Source organism: Fibrobacter sp. UBA4297 (assembly GCF_002394865.1).
In the GTDB taxonomy this organism is placed as follows: Bacteria; Fibrobacterota; Fibrobacteria; order Fibrobacterales; family Fibrobacteraceae; genus Fibrobacter.
Map to the genome: position 1 here is coordinate 23,668 of NZ_DGUZ01000022.1, position 20,907 is coordinate 44,574.

General features: G+C 41.9%; 25 protein-coding genes. 18 read left to right on the forward strand and 7 right to left on the reverse strand.

Features of this window, described 5'->3' with window-relative positions; genetic code table 11:
- Positions 1–16 precede the first annotated feature (16 nt).
- Positions 17–280: a hypothetical protein gene (locus tag B3A20_RS13595; RefSeq protein WP_290765867.1), complete on the forward strand. Its 264-nt coding sequence runs from the start codon at positions 17–19 to the stop codon at positions 278–280.
- A 122-nt stretch (positions 281–402) separates the two neighbouring features.
- Here the strand turns inward: B3A20_RS13595 and B3A20_RS13600 are convergent, their stop codons facing one another.
- The 3 genes from B3A20_RS13600 to B3A20_RS13610 are packed head-to-tail and all read right to left on the reverse strand — an operon-like array spanning position 403 to position 1,318.
- Positions 403–636 (reverse strand): hypothetical protein, encoded by a 234-nt coding sequence (locus B3A20_RS13600; RefSeq protein WP_290765870.1) that lies wholly within the window; start codon positions 634–636, stop codon positions 403–405.
- A complete protein-coding gene (locus B3A20_RS13605; RefSeq protein ID WP_290765872.1) occupies positions 633–1,109 on the reverse strand; it encodes a DUF3990 domain-containing protein in 477 nt (158 codons plus the stop codon). The genes B3A20_RS13600 and B3A20_RS13605 overlap by 4 nt, the downstream gene beginning before the upstream one ends.
- Entirely contained in the window at positions 1,106–1,318 is a 213-nt protein-coding gene (locus B3A20_RS13610) for a DUF3791 domain-containing protein (RefSeq protein ID WP_290765875.1), read from the reverse strand. Before B3A20_RS13610 ends, B3A20_RS13605 begins: the two co-directional genes overlap by 4 nt.
- Positions 1,319–1,520: 202 nt before the next feature.
- Between B3A20_RS13610 and rffA the strand changes: the two genes are divergently transcribed.
- From rffA to B3A20_RS13630, 4 genes are all read left to right on the forward strand, one after another.
- Positions 1,521–2,666 (forward strand): dTDP-4-amino-4,6-dideoxygalactose transaminase, encoded by a 1,146-nt coding sequence (rffA, locus tag B3A20_RS13615; RefSeq protein ID WP_349680083.1) that lies wholly within the window; start codon positions 1,521–1,523, stop codon positions 2,664–2,666.
- A gap of 6 nt (positions 2,667–2,672) precedes the next feature.
- Complete coding sequence (locus B3A20_RS13620; protein WP_290765881.1) at positions 2,673–3,896, forward strand: ATP-grasp domain-containing protein; 1,224 nt, start codon at positions 2,673–2,675, stop codon at positions 3,894–3,896.
- An 86-nt stretch (positions 3,897–3,982) separates the two neighbouring features.
- Positions 3,983–5,125, forward strand: a complete 1,143-nt coding sequence (locus tag B3A20_RS13625; RefSeq protein WP_290765883.1) for a Gfo/Idh/MocA family protein — start codon at positions 3,983–3,985, stop codon at positions 5,123–5,125.
- Positions 5,126–6,046, forward strand: a complete 921-nt coding sequence (locus B3A20_RS13630; protein WP_290765885.1) for a glycosyltransferase family 2 protein — start codon at positions 5,126–5,128, stop codon at positions 6,044–6,046. It abuts the gene before it with no gap.
- Here B3A20_RS13630 and B3A20_RS13635 read toward each other — a convergent pair.
- From B3A20_RS13635 to B3A20_RS13645, 3 genes are read right to left on the reverse strand one after another with little or no spacing between them, the layout of a single operon-like run.
- A complete protein-coding gene (locus tag B3A20_RS13635) occupies positions 6,003–6,248 on the reverse strand; it encodes a hypothetical protein (RefSeq protein ID WP_290765887.1) in 246 nt (81 codons plus the stop codon). The two genes, B3A20_RS13630 and B3A20_RS13635, sit on opposite strands and share 44 nt — an antisense overlap.
- The gene (locus B3A20_RS13640) at positions 6,248–6,811 is read right to left on the reverse strand and encodes a DUF3990 domain-containing protein (RefSeq protein ID WP_290765889.1); all 564 of its coding nucleotides are present in this window, start codon (positions 6,809–6,811) and stop codon (positions 6,248–6,250) included. Before B3A20_RS13640 ends, B3A20_RS13635 begins: the two co-directional genes overlap by 1 nt.
- Positions 6,804–7,070, reverse strand: a complete 267-nt coding sequence (locus tag B3A20_RS13645; RefSeq protein WP_290765890.1) for a DUF3791 domain-containing protein — start codon at positions 7,068–7,070, stop codon at positions 6,804–6,806. Before B3A20_RS13645 ends, B3A20_RS13640 begins: the two co-directional genes overlap by 8 nt.
- A gap of 157 nt (positions 7,071–7,227) precedes the next feature.
- On the opposite strand from B3A20_RS13645, the gene B3A20_RS13650 reads away from it, so the two are divergent.
- From B3A20_RS13650 to B3A20_RS13695, 10 genes are all read left to right on the forward strand, one after another.
- Entirely contained in the window at positions 7,228–8,097 is an 870-nt protein-coding gene (locus B3A20_RS13650) for an ABC transporter permease (RefSeq protein ID WP_290765892.1), read from the forward strand.
- 79 nt (positions 8,098–8,176) lie between these two features.
- Positions 8,177–8,356, forward strand: coding sequence for a hypothetical protein (locus B3A20_RS13655; RefSeq protein WP_290765893.1), 180 nt, complete (start codon positions 8,177–8,179; stop codon positions 8,354–8,356).
- A 123-nt stretch (positions 8,357–8,479) separates the two neighbouring features.
- Positions 8,480–9,748: an ABC transporter ATP-binding protein gene (locus tag B3A20_RS13660; RefSeq protein ID WP_290765895.1), complete on the forward strand. Its 1,269-nt coding sequence runs from the start codon at positions 8,480–8,482 to the stop codon at positions 9,746–9,748.
- Positions 9,749–9,756: 8 nt separating this feature from the next.
- Entirely contained in the window at positions 9,757–10,725 is a 969-nt protein-coding gene (locus B3A20_RS13665) for a nitroreductase family protein (RefSeq protein WP_290765897.1), read from the forward strand.
- A complete protein-coding gene (locus tag B3A20_RS13670; RefSeq protein ID WP_290765899.1) occupies positions 10,718–11,944 on the forward strand; it encodes a polysaccharide pyruvyl transferase family protein in 1,227 nt (408 codons plus the stop codon). Before B3A20_RS13665 ends, B3A20_RS13670 begins: the two co-directional genes overlap by 8 nt.
- An 11-nt stretch (positions 11,945–11,955) precedes the next feature.
- Complete coding sequence (locus tag B3A20_RS13675; RefSeq protein WP_290765902.1) at positions 11,956–12,876, forward strand: glycosyltransferase family 2 protein; 921 nt, start codon at positions 11,956–11,958, stop codon at positions 12,874–12,876.
- The gene (locus B3A20_RS13680) at positions 12,873–13,844 is read left to right on the forward strand and encodes a glycosyltransferase (protein ID WP_290765905.1); all 972 of its coding nucleotides are present in this window, start codon (positions 12,873–12,875) and stop codon (positions 13,842–13,844) included. The genes B3A20_RS13675 and B3A20_RS13680 overlap by 4 nt, the downstream gene beginning before the upstream one ends.
- Positions 13,841–14,803, forward strand: coding sequence for a hypothetical protein (locus tag B3A20_RS13685; RefSeq protein WP_290765907.1), 963 nt, complete (start codon positions 13,841–13,843; stop codon positions 14,801–14,803). The genes B3A20_RS13680 and B3A20_RS13685 overlap by 4 nt, the downstream gene beginning before the upstream one ends.
- Entirely contained in the window at positions 14,803–15,678 is an 876-nt protein-coding gene (locus B3A20_RS13690) for a glycosyltransferase family A protein (protein WP_290765909.1), read from the forward strand. Before B3A20_RS13685 ends, B3A20_RS13690 begins: the two co-directional genes overlap by 1 nt.
- A gap of 9 nt (positions 15,679–15,687) precedes the next feature.
- On the forward strand, positions 15,688–16,401 hold the full coding sequence (locus tag B3A20_RS13695) for a glycosyltransferase family 32 protein (protein WP_290765912.1): 714 nt from the start codon (positions 15,688–15,690) through the stop codon (positions 16,399–16,401).
- Here the strand turns inward: B3A20_RS13695 and B3A20_RS13700 are convergent.
- A complete protein-coding gene (locus B3A20_RS13700) occupies positions 16,381–17,505 on the reverse strand; it encodes a glycosyltransferase (protein WP_290765914.1) in 1,125 nt (374 codons plus the stop codon). The genes B3A20_RS13695 and B3A20_RS13700 overlap by 21 nt on opposite strands.
- Between B3A20_RS13700 and B3A20_RS13705 the strand changes: the two genes are divergently transcribed.
- Genes B3A20_RS13705 through B3A20_RS13715 form a run of 3 tightly spaced genes read left to right on the forward strand, consistent with a single transcriptional unit; the run spans position 17,506 to position 20,836 of the window.
- Positions 17,506–19,230 carry a hypothetical protein gene (locus B3A20_RS13705; protein ID WP_290765916.1) on the forward strand — a complete coding sequence of 575 codons (1,725 nt, stop codon included), beginning with the start codon at positions 17,506–17,508 and terminating at the stop codon, positions 19,228–19,230. It begins immediately after the preceding gene.
- Entirely contained in the window at positions 19,230–20,429 is a 1,200-nt protein-coding gene (locus B3A20_RS13710) for a hypothetical protein (RefSeq protein ID WP_290765919.1), read from the forward strand. The genes B3A20_RS13705 and B3A20_RS13710 overlap by 1 nt, the downstream gene beginning before the upstream one ends.
- Before the next feature lie 17 nt (positions 20,430–20,446).
- On the forward strand, positions 20,447–20,836 hold the full coding sequence (locus tag B3A20_RS13715; RefSeq protein ID WP_290765921.1) for a hypothetical protein: 390 nt from the start codon (positions 20,447–20,449) through the stop codon (positions 20,834–20,836).
- Positions 20,837–20,907 lie beyond the last annotated feature (71 nt).

Here is a 20,907-nt window from a genome sequence, read left to right on the forward strand (position 1 = left end):
ATTCATTTATTGGACAATGCTTGATGCACATCCTCCTTATGAATTATCTGGAGTTGCCGAAAGATCTGCATTTTGCAAGGAACTTTCGCTGTCTAATGTGGATTGCACGTATTTGACATTGCAAGAAAACTCAATGAGTGCGCTTGCAAAGCTTGCCGCAAAACACCCTGAATGTCGTTTTGTCATTCGAGGCGATCACCGTCCAATAGGCTCCTTAGAACAATCTGGCTTTGTTCAATCGTTCTATTTTAGGTGGGTGCCGATTATCGTGATAAACTAAGGTTGAATTTCAGTGGCTTAAATTGGAAACTATCTTCGCCAGTTCACGGTTGGATCGCAGATGAACATGGTAAAGAACGTCCAATGCGAACGAATTCTCGGTTTTAACTCAAAGTGGGAATTTTAAATTTCCGTTTGAACTATCTTCCCATTCTTTAATTCGGAATCGAGCAAATCGTAATTGTAGGCCGAACTTTCTGTGCAAAGGCCTGTCGCCGGATTTTGAAGCAACTCAAATGTTTTTGAATTGTAGATGAGACTCAAGGCCGACTGCAATGAAAGGCCGCGCTCTTCCATCAACCATTTGGCCATATCGCCAACAATCCCCTCAACGAGAAATTCTTGTTTTGACGTCATACGCTTGGCCTCTTTTGCAAAAAAGATATCGCCTTCGGAGTCCTAAAAGCATACTGATTATTCAATCTACGAGATTTCAGCCCATTCACTAACTCATCTATTGTAATCACGTTAATTGCAAATGTCCTGAACAACGTAGCAATATCATCGTTTGCCACAGGACCGATAATCAAGTCAAATTCATCTGCGGGATGCTTTTGATTTCGACTTCTATTCGCCATCACAAATTCAGCCCATTCCCGATTAGGTTGCTCGAATTTCTTGATTTTCAATGATGACAAATCGGAATCGTCGAACTCGAAGGCATTTACAACCGACTTACCCCCAAATCTATCAGCAACCTTTTGTGACATTTCGCGAGCTTGCACTAATATTGTTGTTAGATAAAAAGACTGCCCAAAATCCTTAAACGGTTTGCACATGGCCAAGTCTATTTTTTCAATATCGCAATTAGAACCATGATACAAGATCATTGAATCTGTCCTCCGTTTCTTTGACAGATTGCGGTCAAATCTTCAACTGTATCATCAAAAGAAAGCAAATGCTCAGCCCCATAGTGAGCTTCTAAAAAATCCATTCCTTTAAAAAGGCTCAGATAATTAAAAGCTTGCTTTACCGAAAGCGCTTTTGCTTTCGCAAATTCACTAATAGCCGCTATAGTCCATGTTATTTGCTTTTCCATATAGAGAAATATATAAAATTGAGTAAAATGGTCAATAACCCCTTATATAAAGCTATAGGACACTCCTAAATAGCCCTAAAATCATACTCGGCATCGACTCAAAATAAAAATTAAAAATTCTCCAAATTAAAGTATTATACCACAAGGGAAACCAACTACACTCCCAAAGAAATTATATATTACGCTTTGTAAACAATTAGGGATGTGTAGAGCAATGAAAATTCCTTTTAACCAGCCTCCCTTCGTGGGGCCTGAAATTGATTATGTACGGAAGGCCGTCGAAAGCGGCCGAATCTGCGGCGATGGGCAATTCAACCAGAAATGCCACGCCTGGCTAGAACAAAAAACGGGTGTCGCCCGCGCATTGCTCACTACAAGTTGCACCCACGCTCTTGAGATGTCCGCACTTTTGTGCAACATCCAGCCCGGTGACGAAGTCATCATGCCGTCATTCACGTTCGTCTCGACTGCGGACGCATTCGCCATGCGAGGCGCCAAATGCGTGTTCGTAGACATCCGTCCGGACACGATGAACATCGACGAGAAACTGATTGAAGACGCCATCACGGAAAAGACGAAAGCAATCGTCCCTGTGCATTATGCAGGCGTCGGCTGCGAAATGGACACCATCAACTCCATCGCCAAAAAGCACAATTTATTCGTCATCGAAGATGCCGCGCAAGGTATGATGGCTACCTACAAAGGACGTTCGCTCGGCTCACTCGGTGATTTCGGTTGCTACAGTTTCCACGAAACAAAGAACTACAGCATGGGCGAAGGCGGAGCCATTCTCATCGCCGACAAAAAGTATTCCGACCACGCCGAAATCATCCGCGAAAAAGGCACAAACCGCGTGCAATTCCACCGTGGCGAAGTCGATAAGTACACATGGGTTGAACTCGGCTCGAGCTACTTGCCGAGCGAACTCAACGCAGCCTACCTCTACGCCGAACTCGAAAACGCTCAAAAAATATTCGACAATCGCATGGCAAGCTGGAACGCCTACCGAGAACGTTTACAACCTCTCGCAGATGCTGGCGATTTGCAGCTTCCGTACATTCCGACAGAATGTTGCCACAACGCTCACATGTTCTACCTGAAGGTCGCCGATCTCAAAACACGAACAGCACTCATTGCACATCTCGTCAAAAATGGAATTCTCGCAGTATTCCACTACGTGCCGCTCCACAACGCCCCCGCCGGTAAACGTTTCGGACGTTTCAATGGCGAAGACCGTTACACCACCCACGAAAGCGACCGTCTGTTACGACTCCCCATGTTCTACGGATTAAAGCCAGACGATCAGGAATTCGTGTGTGATAAAGTAAAGGAATTTTTCGGGAAGTAAAAAGAAATGGAGCAAAGCAATCCTCAAAAGAAACTCTTGCTATTAGGCGGCAGCCATGCTGAAATTCCGCTCATTCAAGCGGCACATGAACTCGGCTGGTACGTGATTACTACGGGTAACAACCGCGATGGGCTCGGACACCCTTACGCCGACAAGACCGTTTTTGCAGACTTCAGCGACAAAAACGCTATGCTAGAACTAGCCAGCAATGAAGGCGTGCAAGCCGTTTGTTCCGGATGCAACGATTTCGCTTTGCTTTCAACAGTCTACGTTTGCGAAAAATTGGGATTGCCAGGGCATGATTCCTATGCGACAAGCCTTGAGTTACATCATAAGGACAAGTATCGCGCACTTGCGACAAGACTAGGAATACCGACACCACGCGCGATTACCGTCAAAGTCGCTGGCACTGATTCTGCAAGGGAAAACGCCACAGATTTTGATACAGCGATTGCGCGGCTCACCTTCCCTATCATCGTCAAACCCGTTGATTTGACCGGTGGCAAAGGCATCCACCGAGCCGTCAACATCGAAGAAGCTCGCGCGGCCTACAAAGATGCCTGCAGCCGCACCCGACAAGACCACATTGTAGTCGAAGAATTCGTACAAGGTACGAACCACGGCTTCTCCGCCATGCTCGTGAAAGGCAAAGTCGCATTTGCATTTTCCGACAACGAACAGTATTACCTCAACAAGTACATGGTCTCGGGAGCAAACACGCCAAGCACCACAAGTGCAGCGGGCCTCGCCAAGCTCCGAGACTACAGCGAACGCATCGCCCGCGAATTGCACCTCGTCGATGGCATTTTGCATATCCAGTACATTGAGCGTGCTGACGGCACGCCAGTCATCATTGAGATATGTCGCCGACCGCCAGGAGATTTGTACATCAAGTTCGTCAAATACGCCACCGGAATTGACTACCCAAAATTCATTGTGATGGCTGAAACAGGAATGGACATTTCAGGCATCGCCGATATTCCCACGCAAGGATTCTGGCTCAGGCACTGCATTATGACGGATCGAGAAGGAATTGTCCGCAAAGTCACCTTTGCTCCAAAAATTCAAAAGAACATTGTCGAAAAATTGCTGTGGTATAAGCCGGGCGAATCTATTTCAGACAAGCTTTTATACAAAGCAGGCATCGTATTTTTCAAGTTCAACACCCTCGCCGAAATGCAAGACAAAACAGCAAGAATGGTCGACCTCGTGAAAATAATCACCGAGTAATTTAAGATATACCCTTCGGCAAGCTCAGGGAGCATTCTCTCGTCTTTCCTCTCTCGTCTTTCGTCTAATCCTTTACTATATTCAAAATGATGAAAAAAGAACCTTACCAAATTGCGTTTATCGGAGGCGGAATCAATTCAGCCATTGGCGAAGTCCATAAGGCAGCAAGCCAGATGGACGGCCATTTTGAACTCGTGGCCGGCGCATTCAGCACACACGAAGAAACAAACCGCGAAACCGCCCGCACCTGGGGTGTTTCCGAAGAACGCACGTACGCAAAATATCAAGATTTATTGCAAGCCGAAAAAGGCAAACTCGATGCCGTCGTAGTGCTCGCACCGACAGACTACCACAAAGACATCGTCATCGAAGCTCTCAGAGCAGGTTACCCCGTCATTTGCGAAAAGTCGCTCGCCACAAGCGTTGCCGAAGGCGAAGCCATTGCAAAAGCGGTTGCCGAGACAAAAGGTTTTTTCTGCACCACGTACAACTACACCGGATACCCGATGATTCGCGAACTCAAGCAGTTCATCGCCGATGGTAAGCTCGGAAAAATTCAGCAAGTGCAAGTTGAAATGCCGCAAGAAGGCTTTATGCGCCTAGGCGCAAACAACGAACCGCCCAAGCCGCAAATTTGGCGACTCAAGGACACCGTGATTCCGAAGATTTCGCTTGACCTTGGCAGCCACCTGCACAACATGATTTACTTTTTGACCGGCGAACGCCCGGAACACATCGTGGCCGACCAGACAACCTTCGGACTCTTCCCGCAAATCGTTGATAACGTGGGCGCACTCGTGCAATACACGAACAACGTCCGCGCACAAATCTGGTTCAGCAAAACCGCACTCGGCAACCGCAACGGCCTCCGCATCCGCGTTTACGGCAGCGAAGGCAGCGCCGAATGGTTCCAGCTCGAACCCGAAACGCTCAAGACATGCGACCTGCGCGGCAACGTTAGCCTCCGCGACCGCACCGGAGACGTCAAGATCGCCAACCAGCAACGTTACAACCGCTTCAAGGCAGGCCACCCCGCCGGATTCATCGAAGCATTCGCGAACTACTATAAAGACATCGCCGATTGCCTCAGCCAGTATTTTGCCACCGGCAGCTTCAAAAGCCAGTATGTATGCGGCATCCGCACATCGCTCGAAGGCCTCGCTATGATGCAAGCCGCCGCCAAGTCCGCCCAAAGCAACAAGTGGGAATCCGTTCAGCAAAGGTTCTAGATGAAACTCTCTTTTGTAATTCCCTGTTACCGTAGCGAAAACACAATTTCGGCTGTCGTCCAAGAAATCCGCGAAACAATCGCCACGCGCCCAAGCACCGAATACGAAATCGTGCTCGTCAACGACTGTAGCCCCGACAACGTATGGCAAGTCATCAAGAAGCTTGCCGCCGAAGACACGCACATCAAGGGAATCTGCCTCGCCAAAAATTTCGGTCAACACAGCGCGCTCATGGCCGGTTACGGACAAGCTACCGGTGACTACATCATCAGCCTCGATGACGACGGACAAACGCCCGCCAGCGAAAGCTTCAAGCTCGTCGACAAAATCGAAGAAGGCTACGACGTCGTTTACGGCTATTACAGGCACTCCGCACAACACCTGTTCCGTCGCTTTGGCAGCTGGGTCAACAAAAAAATGGCAGAAACCATCATTGGGCAACCCAAGACGCTCCACACCACGAGTTTCTTTATCATGCGCAAATTCATCGCCGATGAAATCGTGCGCTATCCCCACCCCTTCGCCTACATCAGTGGCCTCGTTTTCCGCGCCACCAAGAGCCTCGGCAACGTAGAAGTCGAACACCGCCACCGCATAGAAGGCGAATCCGGCTACACGCTTGCAGGCCTCATTCGACTCTGGATTAACGGCTTTACCGCATTCTCCGTGAAGCCCCTCCGCGCCGCCACCTTCATCGGCATTCTCTGCGCCCTCGTAGGCTTCGGAGCAGGCCTCTTTGTCATTTACAAAAAACTCATGTTCCCCGAAGTCCCCGTCGGCTACACCAGCATGCTCGCCACCATACTCTTTATCGGCGGCATGATCATGCTATTGCTCGGGCTCATCGGCGAATACGTCGGCCGCATCTACATCAGCATCAACCAGTCACCGCAATATGTTGTGCGCGAACGGACGTTTTAGATAGTTCCTGACGGTATAGTTCCTCTATAAATGCGGGGCCATCCCACCAAAGCTTGCTACTTTCATTATAGAGCATTTGTCCCGTATGCGAGCGTAAAAAGCCAGGCAAAACATCGGATGCATCACAACCATCCTCTTTTGCTATGCTTTCAACAACCATCGTAGTAAGCAAGTCAATGGCTGCATTAATGCGATCAGTCATTACATCCATACACGTTCACTCCCCATAAACGACAGTTGGTTCAATGCGGCATTAGACTTGAAGCAATACTGATTCTTTAATCGCTCTGGAAGTAACAACCGAATGCAAATATCATCTGCAGAGGCAGAGCCAATCTCGCCAAACGCATTCGCCATATAAGTCACAATCGTACTATTGGTTGCATCATTTGCAATTTTGCCCCCAATAACATCATATTTAGAGCAATCTCCCAGCACATCAGCGAAAACATTTTTCTTCCGATGAGCGACTACACAATGAAGCCAAGATGAATCAGCAGTCTCATAAATTTTGATATTAAGATTGACGCCTACATTATACCGAAATGCAGAGACAACGCCAAATCTTTGACTTGCGACAACGCCATTTTCTATAGCCTTCTGCGTAGAAATTTTAGCAAAGGATTCGGCCTGTTTCTTGTCAGTTGTCAGGTAAAAGCCTTGACCAAAATCCTTATAACGAGCGCACTTCTGTAAATCAGGAGTTTGAACTTCGCAAAAACTACCATGGTAAAGGAAGACTCCATCTTTCAATAAATCAACCACAGGTAGCCCCCTTCGCGTCAAGATACTGCTTTACATCGTCAAGTACAGCTAAATCACCCTCTACATGGAACAAATCCCACATCTTCGCGATATAATGATACACCCCCTTTTCTTCAAAAAGGGTTGCAACCTGCGGAATCGACATTTTCCACCTTTCCGCCGCAAGACGCGTAAGCCTAGTCTGCATATAGATGATTTGCGATTTTTCGTCCATCGTTAATAAAATATATAAAAACAAACCTAAACCGGATTTTTTCACTTTTCAATAAACCAAGCCCCTCGATTTCGAGGGGTTTAAATCAGGAAAAAGAACCTAGCTGATTTTTAATTATGGCGAATTCGCCATCTTTAGCCTTAAGCATATGGCAGAATAATCTATATTGCACGCATACCTACCGAGAAACCAAAATAGCAGAATGCCCCAAGAACAAGCAACACAATCTAGCGAATGGACTACAGTCATCAAGCCCAAGGCAAGCCTCCTCGAAGTAGACTTCAAGGAACTTTGGCAGTATCGTGACCTTTACCGCATGTTCGTGAAGCGCGATATCGTTACCTGGTACAAGCAGACCATTCTCGGACCGCTGTGGTTCTTTATCCAGCCCATCATGACCACAATCATGTTCATGGTCGTGTTCGGCGGCATCGCCAAAATCAGCACAGACGGATTACCGCAGCCGCTGTTCTACCTCGCGGGTATCTGCCTGTGGACCTATTTTTCGGAATGCCTGAACCAGACCAGCAAAACGTTTATCGAGAACGCGAACATGTTCGGCAAGGTGTATTTTCCGCGCCTCGTCGTGCCACTCGCAACAGTCACAAGCAACCTCGTCCGACTCAGTATTCAGATGGGATTGTTCCTTATCGTTTACGCTTATTACCTTATCTTCACTAGCGCACCCGTACACCCGAACATTTATCTGTTGCTTACGCCCGTACTCATCCTCCTTATTGCAGCCCTTGCGCTCGGTTTCGGCGTACTGTTCAGCAGCCTTACCACCAAATACCGCGACCTCACATTTTTGCTCACGTTTATCGTACAGCTTTGGATGTATGCAACCCCGGTGATTTACCCGCTCAGCACCATCGAAGACCCTCGCCTCAAAATGCTCATGCAGGCAAACCCGCTCACCAGCATCATGGAAACATTTAAGTTCGGCATGCTCGGCGTCGGAGAATTCAGCTGGGTAGCCCTCGGTTACACAGCAGGCTTCGCCGCATTCATCCTCGCGCTCGGAATTATCGTGTTTAACAAAATCCAAAGAACGTTTATGGATACGGTGTAAAAAGGTCAAATTAGACCATATCACCCACAAAAATTCGCCATTAGATTTCTTTTAATCTATATTATTGAAAGAGGTCTCTATGTCAAACAAAGAAGCACTACATCAACTCTATACTCAATGTCAAAAAATCAATTTTGACGAATCCTTTGACATTATCTCATCGGCTAAAAACCAAGAAGAAGCCGATTTTTTCCGCATGGGAACAGATTTCATCCTGAAGCAAAAGCAGAAAAAAGTTATCGAAGAGAACCTGTTCTAGATGAAACGATATATTTTATTCGCCGGATGCAACGGAACCGGAAAACAACGTGTAGCCCGTTTTGAATCTGGGAAATGCATTTTTAAAGCTGAACACTGTCCTAATTGGGTTCCTTAGCATACCATGACCGCGATTGAATTTGAGAATATCAGCAAACAGTACCGACTGGGGCTAGTGAGCACCGGGACGCTCAGCCACGATTTGAACAGATTCTGGCAGACAAAAGTGTTGCGCCGCGAAGACCCCTATCTCAAAGTAGGCGAAGTCAACGACCGCGCACACAAAGGCGAAAGCGAATACGTCTGGGCTCTCAAGGACATCAATTTCAAAGTGGAACAAGGCGACGTCGTAGGCATCATCGGCAGGAACGGAGCAGGCAAAAGTACACTTCTCAAACTCCTCAGCCGCGTGACCGCTCCCACCACCGGCACCATCCGCGCACGTGGCCGCATCGCAAGCCTCCTCGAAGTAGGCACCGGATTCCACCCCGAAATGACCGGCCGCGAGAACATCTACATGAACGGCGCCATCATGGGCATGAGCCGCAGCGAGATTACCCGCAAGCTCGATGAAATCGTGGATTTTAGCGGTTGCGAACGCTACCTGGACACCCCCGTGAAACGCTACAGCAGCGGCATGACGGTGCGCCTCGGGTTCGCCATCGCAGCACACCTGGAACCCGAAATATTGGTGGTGGACGAAGTGCTGGCCGTGGGCGACGCCGAATTTCAAAAAAAAGCCATCGGTAAGATGCAGGACGTAAGTCGTGGCGAAGGCAGAACAGTGCTGTTCGTGAGCCATAACATGGGCGCAGTGAAGAATCTGTGCAAGACAGGAGTACTGCTCGAAAGTGGAATGATTCGCAACACAGGGAATGTCAACGAAATTGTTGATGAATACCTGACACAAAACCAAAACATAGAGCAAAATGATTTTACCAATTATAAAAATAGAATTGGAAACAAGTCTATTAGAATAAAAAAATTAGAATACATTAATTCAAACGGACTAAAAACAAACACCTTCAAAACAGGTGAAGAAATGACAATCAAAGTATTCTTTGAAGCCGATCATTCTTTAAACGGAATCACAAGCTCTTATATCGACATTGGCTTCAACAACGACCGGGAAGAACGAATCACCTGGATCAGCTCACGAATTTTCAAAAAAGAGTTAGATTACAATCAAGGAGTTGTCATTTATAAAATTCCTCATTTAATGCTCAATCAAGGTTCATACGATATAAACCTGCATTGCGAAACAAATGTTGGCAAAGCCGATTGGATAAAGCATATCGGGCATTTTGAAGTTATTTTTGACGATTATTATCATCAGGGAATTCAACTGCCAGCATGTCAAGGCAACCAAATTCTCGACTTCGAAATACTATAAGGCCGCACATGAAGCTTCTTGACTATTTTTTTTCAGACAAACCATGGTATAGCTTTGGTTGCGATTTAATCGATTTTTTCAAAAGGCTCTACAAATATAACGCATCTCTCAAGACAGAACAAAATCAAAAAAAATTTGAATATACACTTTTGCGACAGTGTCATGTTATTGAAAAAGGTCTCTCAATGAGAAATCCTCATAAATTCTTTGGCCTTATCAATGCAGAAGATGTAAGCAATAAATTATTACAATACAAAAAAAAATATGGCGACAACAGTTCTGATTTCATTACTTATCCAACAGATATTTTACGAGCATATCTTACATATGCAAGAGAAAATGGTTGGGACAGCAAAAAAATTACATGCAACCTTGAAAAACTAAAGTATCCCCTTCATAATTCTCATCTTTATGGAATAAAAAAATTATGCAAAAAAGATATTCCTAATCACAGTGCATTCTTTGAAACGTTTTTAAAGGCAAGACATAGCATCCGATATTATAAAAAAGAAAAACCAGCACAAGAATTACTAAACAGAGCACTTCAAATGGCTCAACTAACGCCATCAGCCTGCAATAGACAATGCTGGAAAGTCCATCAATTTGATCTAGAAAACTGCACCAAATTATTAAAATGGCAAGAAGGCGCACGAGGTTTTGAATCAGAACCTTCCGTTGCGTTTTTAATCACTGCAGATTTGCAAGCATTTTTATATTACGAACCATTCCAAGCATATATTGATGGGGGAATGTACGCAATGAGTTTGATTTACGCACTTCATTCACTCGGTTTAGGTACAATTCCTCTTTCTTGTGGTTTTGACAGTTCTAAGCTAAAAAAACTTCGGCAAGATTTCAACATTCCAGAAAATGAAGTACCCATAGAAATTGTAGCAACGGGGCTTTTGCAAGATTCATTTAATGTAGCTGAATCAAGACGCAAACCAATTTCTGAGGTTGTCGTTTACCATGACTAAACTACTAATTGTAAATCAACCACTTAATAATAGAGGCGACGAAGCAGCACATAAAGCTCTTATAAGAACCCTATTAAGAGAAATTGCCAATGTCGAAATACGTGTTCTCTTTGTAGACTGTTATTCACCTGATGGAATGAGGCAATTCACAATAAAATCCCCCAAAGTAAAATACATTAACATAACAAGTTTTTGGTGGCATTCGCAAATAGGTCCAGGAGCACTAAAAAACGGACTATATTTTCTTTGGAAATTTCATCCCACAACTCATGATATAAAAAAACAGTACAAATGGGCAGACTACGTAATTTGTGCTCCTGGAGGAATATGCATGGGAGGGTTTCAAGATTGGAACCACTTATACTTCCTACAGTGGGCAAAATTTTGCCATAAACCACTCATTTATTTTGCACGATCTTTAGGTCCCTTTCCAACAGAAACAAGCGACAATATCCTTTTCAAAAAGAAAAGCATAGAAATGCTAAAGTATTTTTCCTTTCTGTCAATTAGAGATCAAAAATCAGAGCAAATACTGGATAATCTTAACTTAAAAATATCATACCATTCGACAACAGATACAGCATTCCTCGAAACACCAAATGTAGATTTACCATACGAACTAAAACTACTGATAAAAGGAAAAAAATATATCATCTTTGTTCCCAATTTACTTCTTTGGCATTACGCCTATAAAAATAAAGGCTCAAAAGAACAACTAATAGATTTTTACGCAAATATTATCAAAAACACTTTAGAAATTCATAGTAATTATTCTATTTTAATGCTTCCTCAAACATTTGACAACACAAACGAAGATGAAAACGATATCAATTTTTTCCGAGAAATAGCAAATAAAGTCAACGACCATCGAGTAATGATAACAGCAGACTGCTATAGTTCAGACATTCAGCAAACGCTAATCAAAGGTGCCTATTTTTTAATAGGAGCACGATACCATTCTATTGTATTTGCCATAAATCAGGGTATTCCCTTTATCGCACTAAATTACGAACATAAAATGGAAGGTCTGCTAAACAAGCTCAACATAAATAATTGTGGGATATCTTTAAAAAATATCTTTAAAAACGCAGATTCCATATTAGATGAATTTAAAACGAAAATCAGTAATATCAACAAATTACACTACATCAATTATGCTTTAGCAAAAGATATTTCTATTTCTAACTTTAGGACAATGCAAAAAAAATTCAATCTTTAAGAACTATTAAAATGCCCACTGTATCAGTCATAGTCCCCAATTACAACCACGCAGCTTATCTAAGGCAACGTCTTGATTCCATATTTAATCAGACCTACCAAGATTTTGAAGTCATCATCCTTGACGATTGCAGCACAGACAACAGCAAAGAAATCATAGAAGAATATCGCATTCGCCCACAAGTAAGTCATATCGTATACAACGAGACAAACAGCGGTTCCCCCTTTAAACAATGGGCAAAAGGATTTGATTTAGCAAGAGGAGAATACATCTGGATAGCAGAAAGCGATGATTGGGCGGAATTAAACTTCCTAGAAACCCTAATAAAAAAAATAAAAACCGATTCATCCATCGCATTGGCATATTGCAATTCTATTTGGTATTTCGATAAAGATTACAAATCCTACCCTACTTTTAAGAAAGAAACCACACTAAACGGCCTCCAATTCATAAAAGAGCAAATGTATTGGAATAATTCAATACACAATGCAAGTTCCGTTTTATTTAGAAAAGATCGAATTAGTAAAGTCGACCAGTCTTATACAGAATTCAAAGGGTCTGGAGACTATTTTTTTTGGATTCAAATTTGCGAAACAGGAAATGTTTTTTTCACTCCAAATTCACTCAACTATTGGAGACAACACACAAAAAACACTACAATTCAAAACGTAGAATCAGGTAATAACTATGTAGAAAACTACAGAATTTTCCGCTATATGAGAAAAAGAGGGTACATTTCATTTTACAAAAAACTTGTACTTGCAAATGTTTATTTAGATTTAATAAAAAAAGCTTATAAAACAAGACATAACGGACAAATAGACAAAGCTTATAAGCTATGGAAATCAGAGGTAAAATCTATTTTTTTATCAAAAATACTCATAAAAATAGGAAAAATCATTTGGGATTTATTTCAACGAGAAAAGCAATGAGCACAAATTTTTGGAAATCAAATTTTTGGTTGAAGGCACAGGCAAAACAACCATTCAAGCTCCTTCGAACCATTTATTGGTGGTATATTAAAAAAAAAGTTTCCATTCAAACTTTTTTTTTCACAAAAAAAATTGAAAAAAAATTTCAACACCACAAACTAGAATCCAAGTCCTACCCCTTTGGAGAACTTTACATATCATTAACGTCCTTTCCTGCACGACTTCAAGCAACATATTTTGCAATTTGCTCTCTTTTTGCCCAAGACACTCCAGCAAACAAAATTATCTTGACTTTGGCAAAAGATGAATTTCCCAATGGCGAAAAAGATATCCCTCAAAAAATTTTAGATTTTCAAAAAAAAGGTCTTGAAATTTTATGGTGTGATGAGAATCTTAAACCACATAACAAATACTTCTACGCAATGAAGAAGTATCCTAAAGCAATCATAATTACAGCAGATGATGACATTCTATATCCATCAAATACTGTTTCAAAGCTTATCGCTACATACAAAAAACATCCTCATGCAATCTGCGCATTAGGAGTAAGGCAAATCACAGTGGAAAATGAGCAACCGAAAGCATTTTGTAAATGGAACGCTAATTTATGTTATGAGCCTTATCGAATATCCAAAGAACTTCTAGGGCAAGAACGAATGGATTTTCTTGCAGAAGGAGGTTCTTCTGTTTTATATCCACCATCAATAATGCCGCAAGAGACCTTCAACATCGAGAAAATCAAACAACTAGCACCTTATGCCGATGACATTTGGCTAAAATGCATGCAACTTCTTGCAAACATTCCTGTTGTATGCTACAACAACAATCAAAAAGTCTTCATAATTTCATTCTCCCAAAATGTTGGATTATACAAAATCAATATGGAGAATAATCAAAATGACGCTCAATTTCTTGCAATATTAGAAGCATATAAAGAACACCACCTACTAGAAAAGATTTCAAAATGATTAAACAAGAATTTTGGCAATCGTCTTTTTGGAAAAAATGCAGAAGTTTTTTTCTTATATCCATATTTGCCAATTTGTATCGAAAAAGTCTAGAATGGAAGAACATACTCTTATCTAAAATTCTTTGCCCATATTATGCATTTCTCGCAAAGGGCAAAAAGCTTCCAGAAGAAAAAGAACCCTTTACACCAATATATGTATCATTAACATCTTATCCTGCAAGAATAAATGATACATACTACGTAATATGTTCATTACTAGCACAAAAAGTTTCCGTCAATAAAATCATACTAACTTTATCATTAGAAGAATTTCCTAATCAAGAAAAGGCTCTTCCACAAAAGCTTCTAGACTTAAAAAAATGTGGCCTTGAAATTCTTTGGGCCGACAAAAATTTAAAACCGCACAACAAGTATTTCTATGCAATGCAAAAATATTCAAAAGCGGCAATAATTACTATCGATGATGACATTTTATACCCAAGAAAAACCACTAAAAAATTAATTGAGAGCTATAGAAAATTTCCAAAAGCAATTTCTGGATTATGCACGTGCAAACTCATCGTAAAAAACAACAAAATCCTTCCCTATAGTCAAAGCATTCCTTGTTATGACACCACAATCCTTTTTCCTAGGCACGATTTGTCTGTGGAAGGCTTTGCAGGAGCTCTATACCCTCCCGCTATATTACCAAAAGAAACTTTTAACATCGAAGCGATTCAAAAGTGTTCGCCCATTGCAGACGATATTTGGTTGAAATATATGGAACTTTTGAGCGACATTCCTGTTGTATGTGCAGCAAAATATAGAGATCCTGTAGTCATATCTAAAGTTCAAGAAAACGCTCTTTACAAAATCAACAAAAATCAAGATCAAAACGACATTCAGCAGCAAAAAATAACTGATTATTTTTCATATATTGACTTCAATAAGAAAGTTTTAAAAACAATTCAATTATAATGCCACTCATCACCATTTTTACACCCACCTACAATCGCAAAGATTTGATAGAAAGACTCTATCAATCTCTGTTGGCGCAAACTGAAAAAAATTTTGAGTGGTTGGTGATTGACGACGGCAGCACAGATGACACCGAAAAATATTTCACCGAGATTTTATCAATACCACAACCATTCTCTATCCACTATAAAAAAGAACCTAATGGAGGCAAACATAGAGCAATCAACAAAGGAGTCCAAAATGCTTCAGGTGAATTATTTTTCATAGTAGACTCCGACGACTATCTAACAGAAAAAGCCATTGAAAAAATCAATCAATGGACAACGACACTAGACAAATCGCACAAGTGGGCAGGCATTGCAGGACTGAGAGGCTATTCCAATAATAAAGTCGTAGGTCAACACAATTCAACTCTTTATATAGACGCCAAAAATAGCGAGCGTCGCAAATACAATCTATTAGGCGACAAAGCCGAAATTTATTTTACAGATGTCCTAAAGCAGCACCCATTCCCAGAAATTTCTGGTGAAAATTTCATTTCTGAAGAAATCGTTTGGAACACTATAGCTCGCGATGACTACTATTTAAGATGGTTTAACGAAATCATCTATATCTGTAATTACCTTGAAGGCGGACTCACCAGAGACAACGCCAAGGACAAAAAAAATCCTCAAGGAAGGTTGCTTTGGGCAAAGGGACAACTAGAAACTTTCCCAAATTCATGGCGAGAACGACTCCTAGCCATAGGAATATATCGTCATGCAGTCAACAATACTGAATCTATTAGTGAAACAGCAACAAAACTAGGAACATCAAAGATATCCGTTCTTATAGCCACACTACTTTTATCTTTATACAATTTTTTTTCTAAGTGAAATACTTCAATGATCCCTAAAGTCATACATTACTGTTGGTTCGGCCATAACAAGTTGCCCCCTCTTGCAAAAAAATGCATTGCATCATGGCGCAAGTTTCTGCCCGATTATGAGATAAAGGAATGGAACGAAGATAACTTTGACGTAAACAGCATCCCCTATACAGCGCAAGCCTATAAACATAAGAAATACGCATTCGTCAGCGATTACGCACGTTTCAAAATTCTTTATGAATACGGCGGAATTTATTTTGACACAGACGTTGAGGTTATCAAATCTCTAGATGATATTCTCGCAAAAGGATCATTTTTCGGTTTTGAAAACGAAAGCTTTTTCGCATGTAATCCAGGCCTCGGATTTGCCTGCGAACCAAAATTTCATTTATTAAAAGAAATGCTAGACTTATACGCCAACATGCAGTTCGAAACGGCATCTGGCGAGCTCAATAAAAAAACGATTGTTGGATATTTTTCTGAAATGCTGATTTTAAAAGGCTTACAACCAACACCCTGCATTATCGAATTCGGAGGAGCGAACTTCTATCCCGCCGAATATTTCTGCCCCAAACCTTCAGAATTTGGAAAAATTCAAATTACAGAAAATACACATACAATCCACCACTACGCGGCATCATGGATTGGCACTAAACAACGTTTTGCAAATTTTATGATTCGAATTTTCGGAAAAAAACTGGTAATGAAATTATACAACCTGATAAAGTGATTCCAGCATTCCATAGCATTTTCTAATATCAAATCGTTCGCTTTTTATCTGCGGATTTTTGCGGTCAACAACCACATTCGGAGAGCTTAACATTTCGCACCAAGACCTTGCATCATCAATTGGCAATGGGAATACATAGTCCGTTATTGCAGTTTCCTTTGGCACAGCAGAACTCACTACGCAAGGCAATCCATTATATTGAGCCTCCACCAGCGTCATCGGGAAGGCTTCACGCGTTGACGGCAGCAGCAGCACATCCATCGAACTATAGAATCCAACCACATCTTTTTGCAGTCCTGCAAAAACAACTTTATCTTCAAGACTTTTTTGTTTTACTAAGTCCTGGATTTCAACTTGAAGCGGACCATTCCCAACCAATAGTAATTTGCAATTACTATGGTTCTGCGAATATTCCGAAAACAGTTCAATAATAAACTTGTGATTTTTTTCAGGAAAAAATCTCCCCACATGCCCAATTACAAAATCATAATCGGCAATTCCATATTTCGCACGGATTTCTCGCCGGGCAGATTCGCTGAATTTAAATCGTTCAGGATCGATAGCATTGGGTAAAATCATCACCTTGCCATTCTGTACAGCTCTTTTACCCCAGCCGTTAATTGCAGCAGATTCGCCGCAAGCGAGCCAATGAGTCGCAAAAAATTTGCAAGGGATACGCATTATAGAGCAAATGAGATTCCGGGGCAGGGTCCGAAATGACGTATCTATGGTGTAAGCCTGGTGGTGATGAGCAATACGTTTCTTGACGCCAGCAAGCATTGCCAAGAAGCACACATAGCTGTTCATAAACCAATCCAAGTGGCAGTGGACCACATCGTAATTACCATTACGAAAAATCTTAAACATCGTCCATAAATGTTTCATCGGATGATGGACCTTGTCTGGTATTTGGATGCAATTTATTCCAGATTCGCGGAACCGTTCCAAAATTTGCGAGTTCGGCTCATATTGATACAGCAAATCAAAATGGATATCGTGCATACGAGAACAATAGTTCAAGACCACCTGTTCCGAACCGCCGCCCACAATTCCATGAAGCACCTGACAAACGCGAATCATATCAAAAAAATATATATTTTTCACATGCCTTTTAAACGCGCACTCACATTCTCTTTAGTTATTAATCTTTTCTTTTTAGCTTTATGCCTGATTTTCGGCGACCTTAAGTTTGGCGCCGTCGATGACTACTTTATGGCAGCTCGTCTCACAGGCTCGCTCGGCACAGATTACAATCCACACTTGATTTTCGTCAACGCTATTTACGGATACGCCCTTTTGCCTCTTTACCACCTATTCCCCGCAATTGGCTGGTATTACATAGGCGAAATGTTCTCGGTTTTTCTCTCCTTCACTGTCATTGGGTACGTATTATTACAGCGATGCGGAGAACGTTGGGGAGCAATTCTAGCGGCTCTATTTACGGCCCTTTTCGCAAGCGACTTTTATTTGGTGGTTCAATTTACACAATGCGCATCGATTTTGAGTGCAGCAGGAATGTTGTTATTTGCATACGGCATTATTTCACTAGATTGCCACGCCCCTAATGGGGCTCACAATGACGTTTGGAGCATTCTTCGAACTATAGCTCCGTTTATTTTAGGCATATTCCTAATGCTTTGGGGTTCCGTAATGCGCTGGCAAGCATTCTTGATGGGTTTGCCTTTCTTTTGTCTTGGGCTGTTATTTATTCTACGCGAATGTTGGTCAGCCAAGAGGCTCGTCATTGCTGGGCTTGCAATTCTTTTTGCAGGCGCATTCGGCATGCACGCATTCGATCAAAATATATATAAGGCTCCCGAATACGAAGCATTCAATAAATTTCAAGGACCTCGCATAGTTTTAGGCGACAATAGCAATTACAACCAAAACGCAGTATTAGAAGATGTCGAAGAACTTGGATTATCCAGCAAAGATTACCTCATGCTCACAAAATGGGTTCATTACGACACCGAAATTTTTTCAGCAGATAGCCTTAAGCGCTACACAGACATAATCCCGCCTTATCGAGATGAAAATCCGATTCAAGACATTCCACGCAATTTACTCAATGCTCTCAGCAAATCTCTACACTCACCACTTTTCTGGACATGGTTCATTTTTTGCCTAATCATTTATTTTACGAACTCAAAAAAAAATCTGTATGCATGGACATCCCTAATTCTGATACTTGCTTTAATGGCACACTTACTCGCTATTGGACGTCTTGTTTACCGAGTCGAAAGCGGCTTTTGGCTTTACGCTGCTGTTCTAGCAATTCCTTTATTTAACAAAATCACAATTTCAATTTCACAAAAACTCGCTTTTACAATTCTTGGCATAATCGCAACAGCAAATACCATTTCATACGCTAGTTCAGGAACCATGGTCCGCAATCCAGTCAATGGGCAAATGAGAACTATCGTCGTTCAAGACTCTACAGATTACGCACAAGTATTCAATTACATAGACAGCAAACCCGACAAGATGTTCTTACTATCCATGAACGCATTCATGCGATTCAGCCACCATCGCAATCCACCCTATTTAGCGACACCACCAGGGGTTTTCAAGCGTACAGTATCATTCGGATATTGGACACCCTATTTACCCGAAGTAACCGAAGCCCTCAATGAATTTGACATCACCAATCCCATAAAAGACGTCATCAAAGACAATGTTATCGTTCTAAACGAGCCTGGTCTTGCAGGATTTTTGCAGCGCCACTATTATGACAGCGTAGCCGTTGATACACTCAAGTCTATTGGTGATATGACATTCTTTAAATACAGACTTGTCAATTCAAGCGTTCAACAAGCGGAGGGTAAATAATGAAAAAACTACTCTACCCGCTGATTGCAAGTTCGCTCATTACAATTGTTCCCTTTTTACTGACTTTTGAGAAAGGTCAAAATATTGTCCGCGGGCTATTTGGTTATGAATATTTTGCAATACTGCTATTTATTGTATTTTTCAAAAAGTTAAAAGGGATCCTAATACCATCAATCGCATTACTTTTCATTATCGCCTGGATTGATTTACAGAATCTCCTAGCCATAAAAAATTGGAGCACAGGTTGGTACGGATTAATCCCATTCGTCACTTGTGGACTCGCCATCGCGATGGTTTGGCAAATCAAACCTTTCAAATTTAACACAATATGTTTCATTCTTTTCGTAGCGCTCATATTACATCTAGAAGCATACAACCAATACGCAGCACAGCCGCTCGCTCAATTTCCTACAATCGACTATCTAGAAAGAACCGCACCCAAGCCCGTCCAACGCACTAAAATAGCCAATGAATTTTACGATAAGTACACAGTTACAGATTCAGTAACTATTACTCGGGACTACATAGATACAACCCGCAATAACGTCATCATTCTTGTCGAAAGCTGGGGCGTTCCACTAGACATTCAACGATTCGAAGAGCGACTAAAAAATTTCAACACTCCAACTGTTGTCGGCATACACAACCGCATGTACAGCCGTACTAGAACTGCCGAAAGAGAAGATTTAATTAAAACCATCATGCGCGATTCCGTCACTAGAAAACGCGATACAACATTCCTACCTAAAGAACTCAGTAACATCGGCTATAAGACAACATTTCTATTCGGTGGTGACAGCCTAGAACACCAACGATACAAGTATATCAAAGTCATTGGATTTAGCGAGGCCTATTACGGCAAAAATACAAACAACAGAGTCTTAAACGATGTTAAAGTAATTAGCAAAATCAATAGTATCCTCGCAGACACAACGCAAAAGCTTTTTATCGCATGGACAACCCAAGATACAAAATTTCCACTGGCAAAATTTTCAGACATATACAACAGCAACGCTGATGCAGTAGACTCTGCCTACACAGAACGACTTAATAGCACACTCATTCAAATCGCCAAACTAGCACACAAGTACCCCAAAACAAGATTCATTGTTCAAGGCGACCACAACCCCATCCTATCCCCAATAAAATTTCAGGAACGTTTCTACAAACGATGGGTGCCTTTCGTGATATTGAACTAATTTTTTCACTTTCCCAAATGACCTCAACCTACGTGAAGTTGCAGGATGCTTTTGCATCTGAATCTGGTGCAGTAGGAAACTGGGCAAACATTGGCTACATCGCTCCAGGTGCAAAAAATGGAGGTAGTGCCGAAAGTTATTCAACCACAGTATTCGATTACGATAATAAGTTTACTGGTGCAAACCAAGGTACAACCATGGTCAACGCTCTTGGTTCGTCTTTCGTAGATGCTTGGGAAGCTAAGGCAAAAACAGCTTTGAATGATTGCCCGATTAACAGTGTTTGGCATGTCAAGATTGCTGCTGCAGGTACGGGTGCAACGGTTAAGTACCAAGCCTCTATCGATGGCACGGGTGTTGAATGCTCTTCTTTGACAGCAAACTTCAAGAACATCAGCCACGAATAATCTGGAAAGATTATAAAAAGGAAGGCTCCCTATTAAATAGGGAGTCTTTTTATATTTAAGTTTTCTTAAAT

Coding starts and splice junctions, on each gene's coding strand:
- B3A20_RS13665 (WP_290765897.1), top strand. CDS start 9,757: ATGAAGCTTCTTGACTATTTTTTTTCAGACAAACCATGGTATAGCTTT.
- B3A20_RS13625 (WP_290765883.1), top strand. CDS start 3,983: ATGATGAAAAAAGAACCTTACCAAATTGCGTTTATCGGAGGCGGAATC.
- B3A20_RS13680 (WP_290765905.1), top strand. CDS start 12,873: ATGAGCACAAATTTTTGGAAATCAAATTTTTGGTTGAAGGCACAGGCA.
- B3A20_RS13710 (WP_290765919.1), top strand. CDS start 19,230: ATGAAAAAACTACTCTACCCGCTGATTGCAAGTTCGCTCATTACAATT.
- B3A20_RS13595 (WP_290765867.1), top strand. CDS start 17: ATGCTTGATGCACATCCTCCTTATGAATTATCTGGAGTTGCCGAAAGA.
- B3A20_RS13630 (WP_290765885.1), top strand. CDS start 5,126: ATGAAACTCTCTTTTGTAATTCCCTGTTACCGTAGCGAAAACACAATT.
- B3A20_RS13610 (WP_290765875.1), bottom strand. CDS start 1,318: ATGGAAAAGCAAATAACATGGACTATAGCGGCTATTAGTGAATTTGCG.
- rffA (WP_349680083.1), top strand. CDS start 1,521: ATGTGTAGAGCAATGAAAATTCCTTTTAACCAGCCTCCCTTCGTGGGG.
- B3A20_RS13705 (WP_290765916.1), top strand. CDS start 17,506: ATGCCTTTTAAACGCGCACTCACATTCTCTTTAGTTATTAATCTTTTC.
- B3A20_RS13655 (WP_290765893.1), top strand. CDS start 8,177: ATGTCAAACAAAGAAGCACTACATCAACTCTATACTCAATGTCAAAAA.
- B3A20_RS13715 (WP_290765921.1), top strand. CDS start 20,447: ATGACCTCAACCTACGTGAAGTTGCAGGATGCTTTTGCATCTGAATCT.
- B3A20_RS13685 (WP_290765907.1), top strand. CDS start 13,841: ATGATTAAACAAGAATTTTGGCAATCGTCTTTTTGGAAAAAATGCAGA.
- B3A20_RS13650 (WP_290765892.1), top strand. CDS start 7,228: ATGCCCCAAGAACAAGCAACACAATCTAGCGAATGGACTACAGTCATC.
- B3A20_RS13605 (WP_290765872.1), bottom strand. CDS start 1,109: ATGATCTTGTATCATGGTTCTAATTGCGATATTGAAAAAATAGACTTG.
- B3A20_RS13620 (WP_290765881.1), top strand. CDS start 2,673: ATGGAGCAAAGCAATCCTCAAAAGAAACTCTTGCTATTAGGCGGCAGC.
- B3A20_RS13670 (WP_290765899.1), top strand. CDS start 10,718: ATGACTAAACTACTAATTGTAAATCAACCACTTAATAATAGAGGCGAC.
- B3A20_RS13675 (WP_290765902.1), top strand. CDS start 11,956: ATGCCCACTGTATCAGTCATAGTCCCCAATTACAACCACGCAGCTTAT.
- B3A20_RS13690 (WP_290765909.1), top strand. CDS start 14,803: ATGCCACTCATCACCATTTTTACACCCACCTACAATCGCAAAGATTTG.
- B3A20_RS13635 (WP_290765887.1), bottom strand. CDS start 6,248: ATGACTGATCGCATTAATGCAGCCATTGACTTGCTTACTACGATGGTT.
- B3A20_RS13660 (WP_290765895.1), top strand. CDS start 8,480: ATGACCGCGATTGAATTTGAGAATATCAGCAAACAGTACCGACTGGGG.
- B3A20_RS13600 (WP_290765870.1), bottom strand. CDS start 636: ATGACGTCAAAACAAGAATTTCTCGTTGAGGGGATTGTTGGCGATATG.
- B3A20_RS13695 (WP_290765912.1), top strand. CDS start 15,688: ATGATCCCTAAAGTCATACATTACTGTTGGTTCGGCCATAACAAGTTG.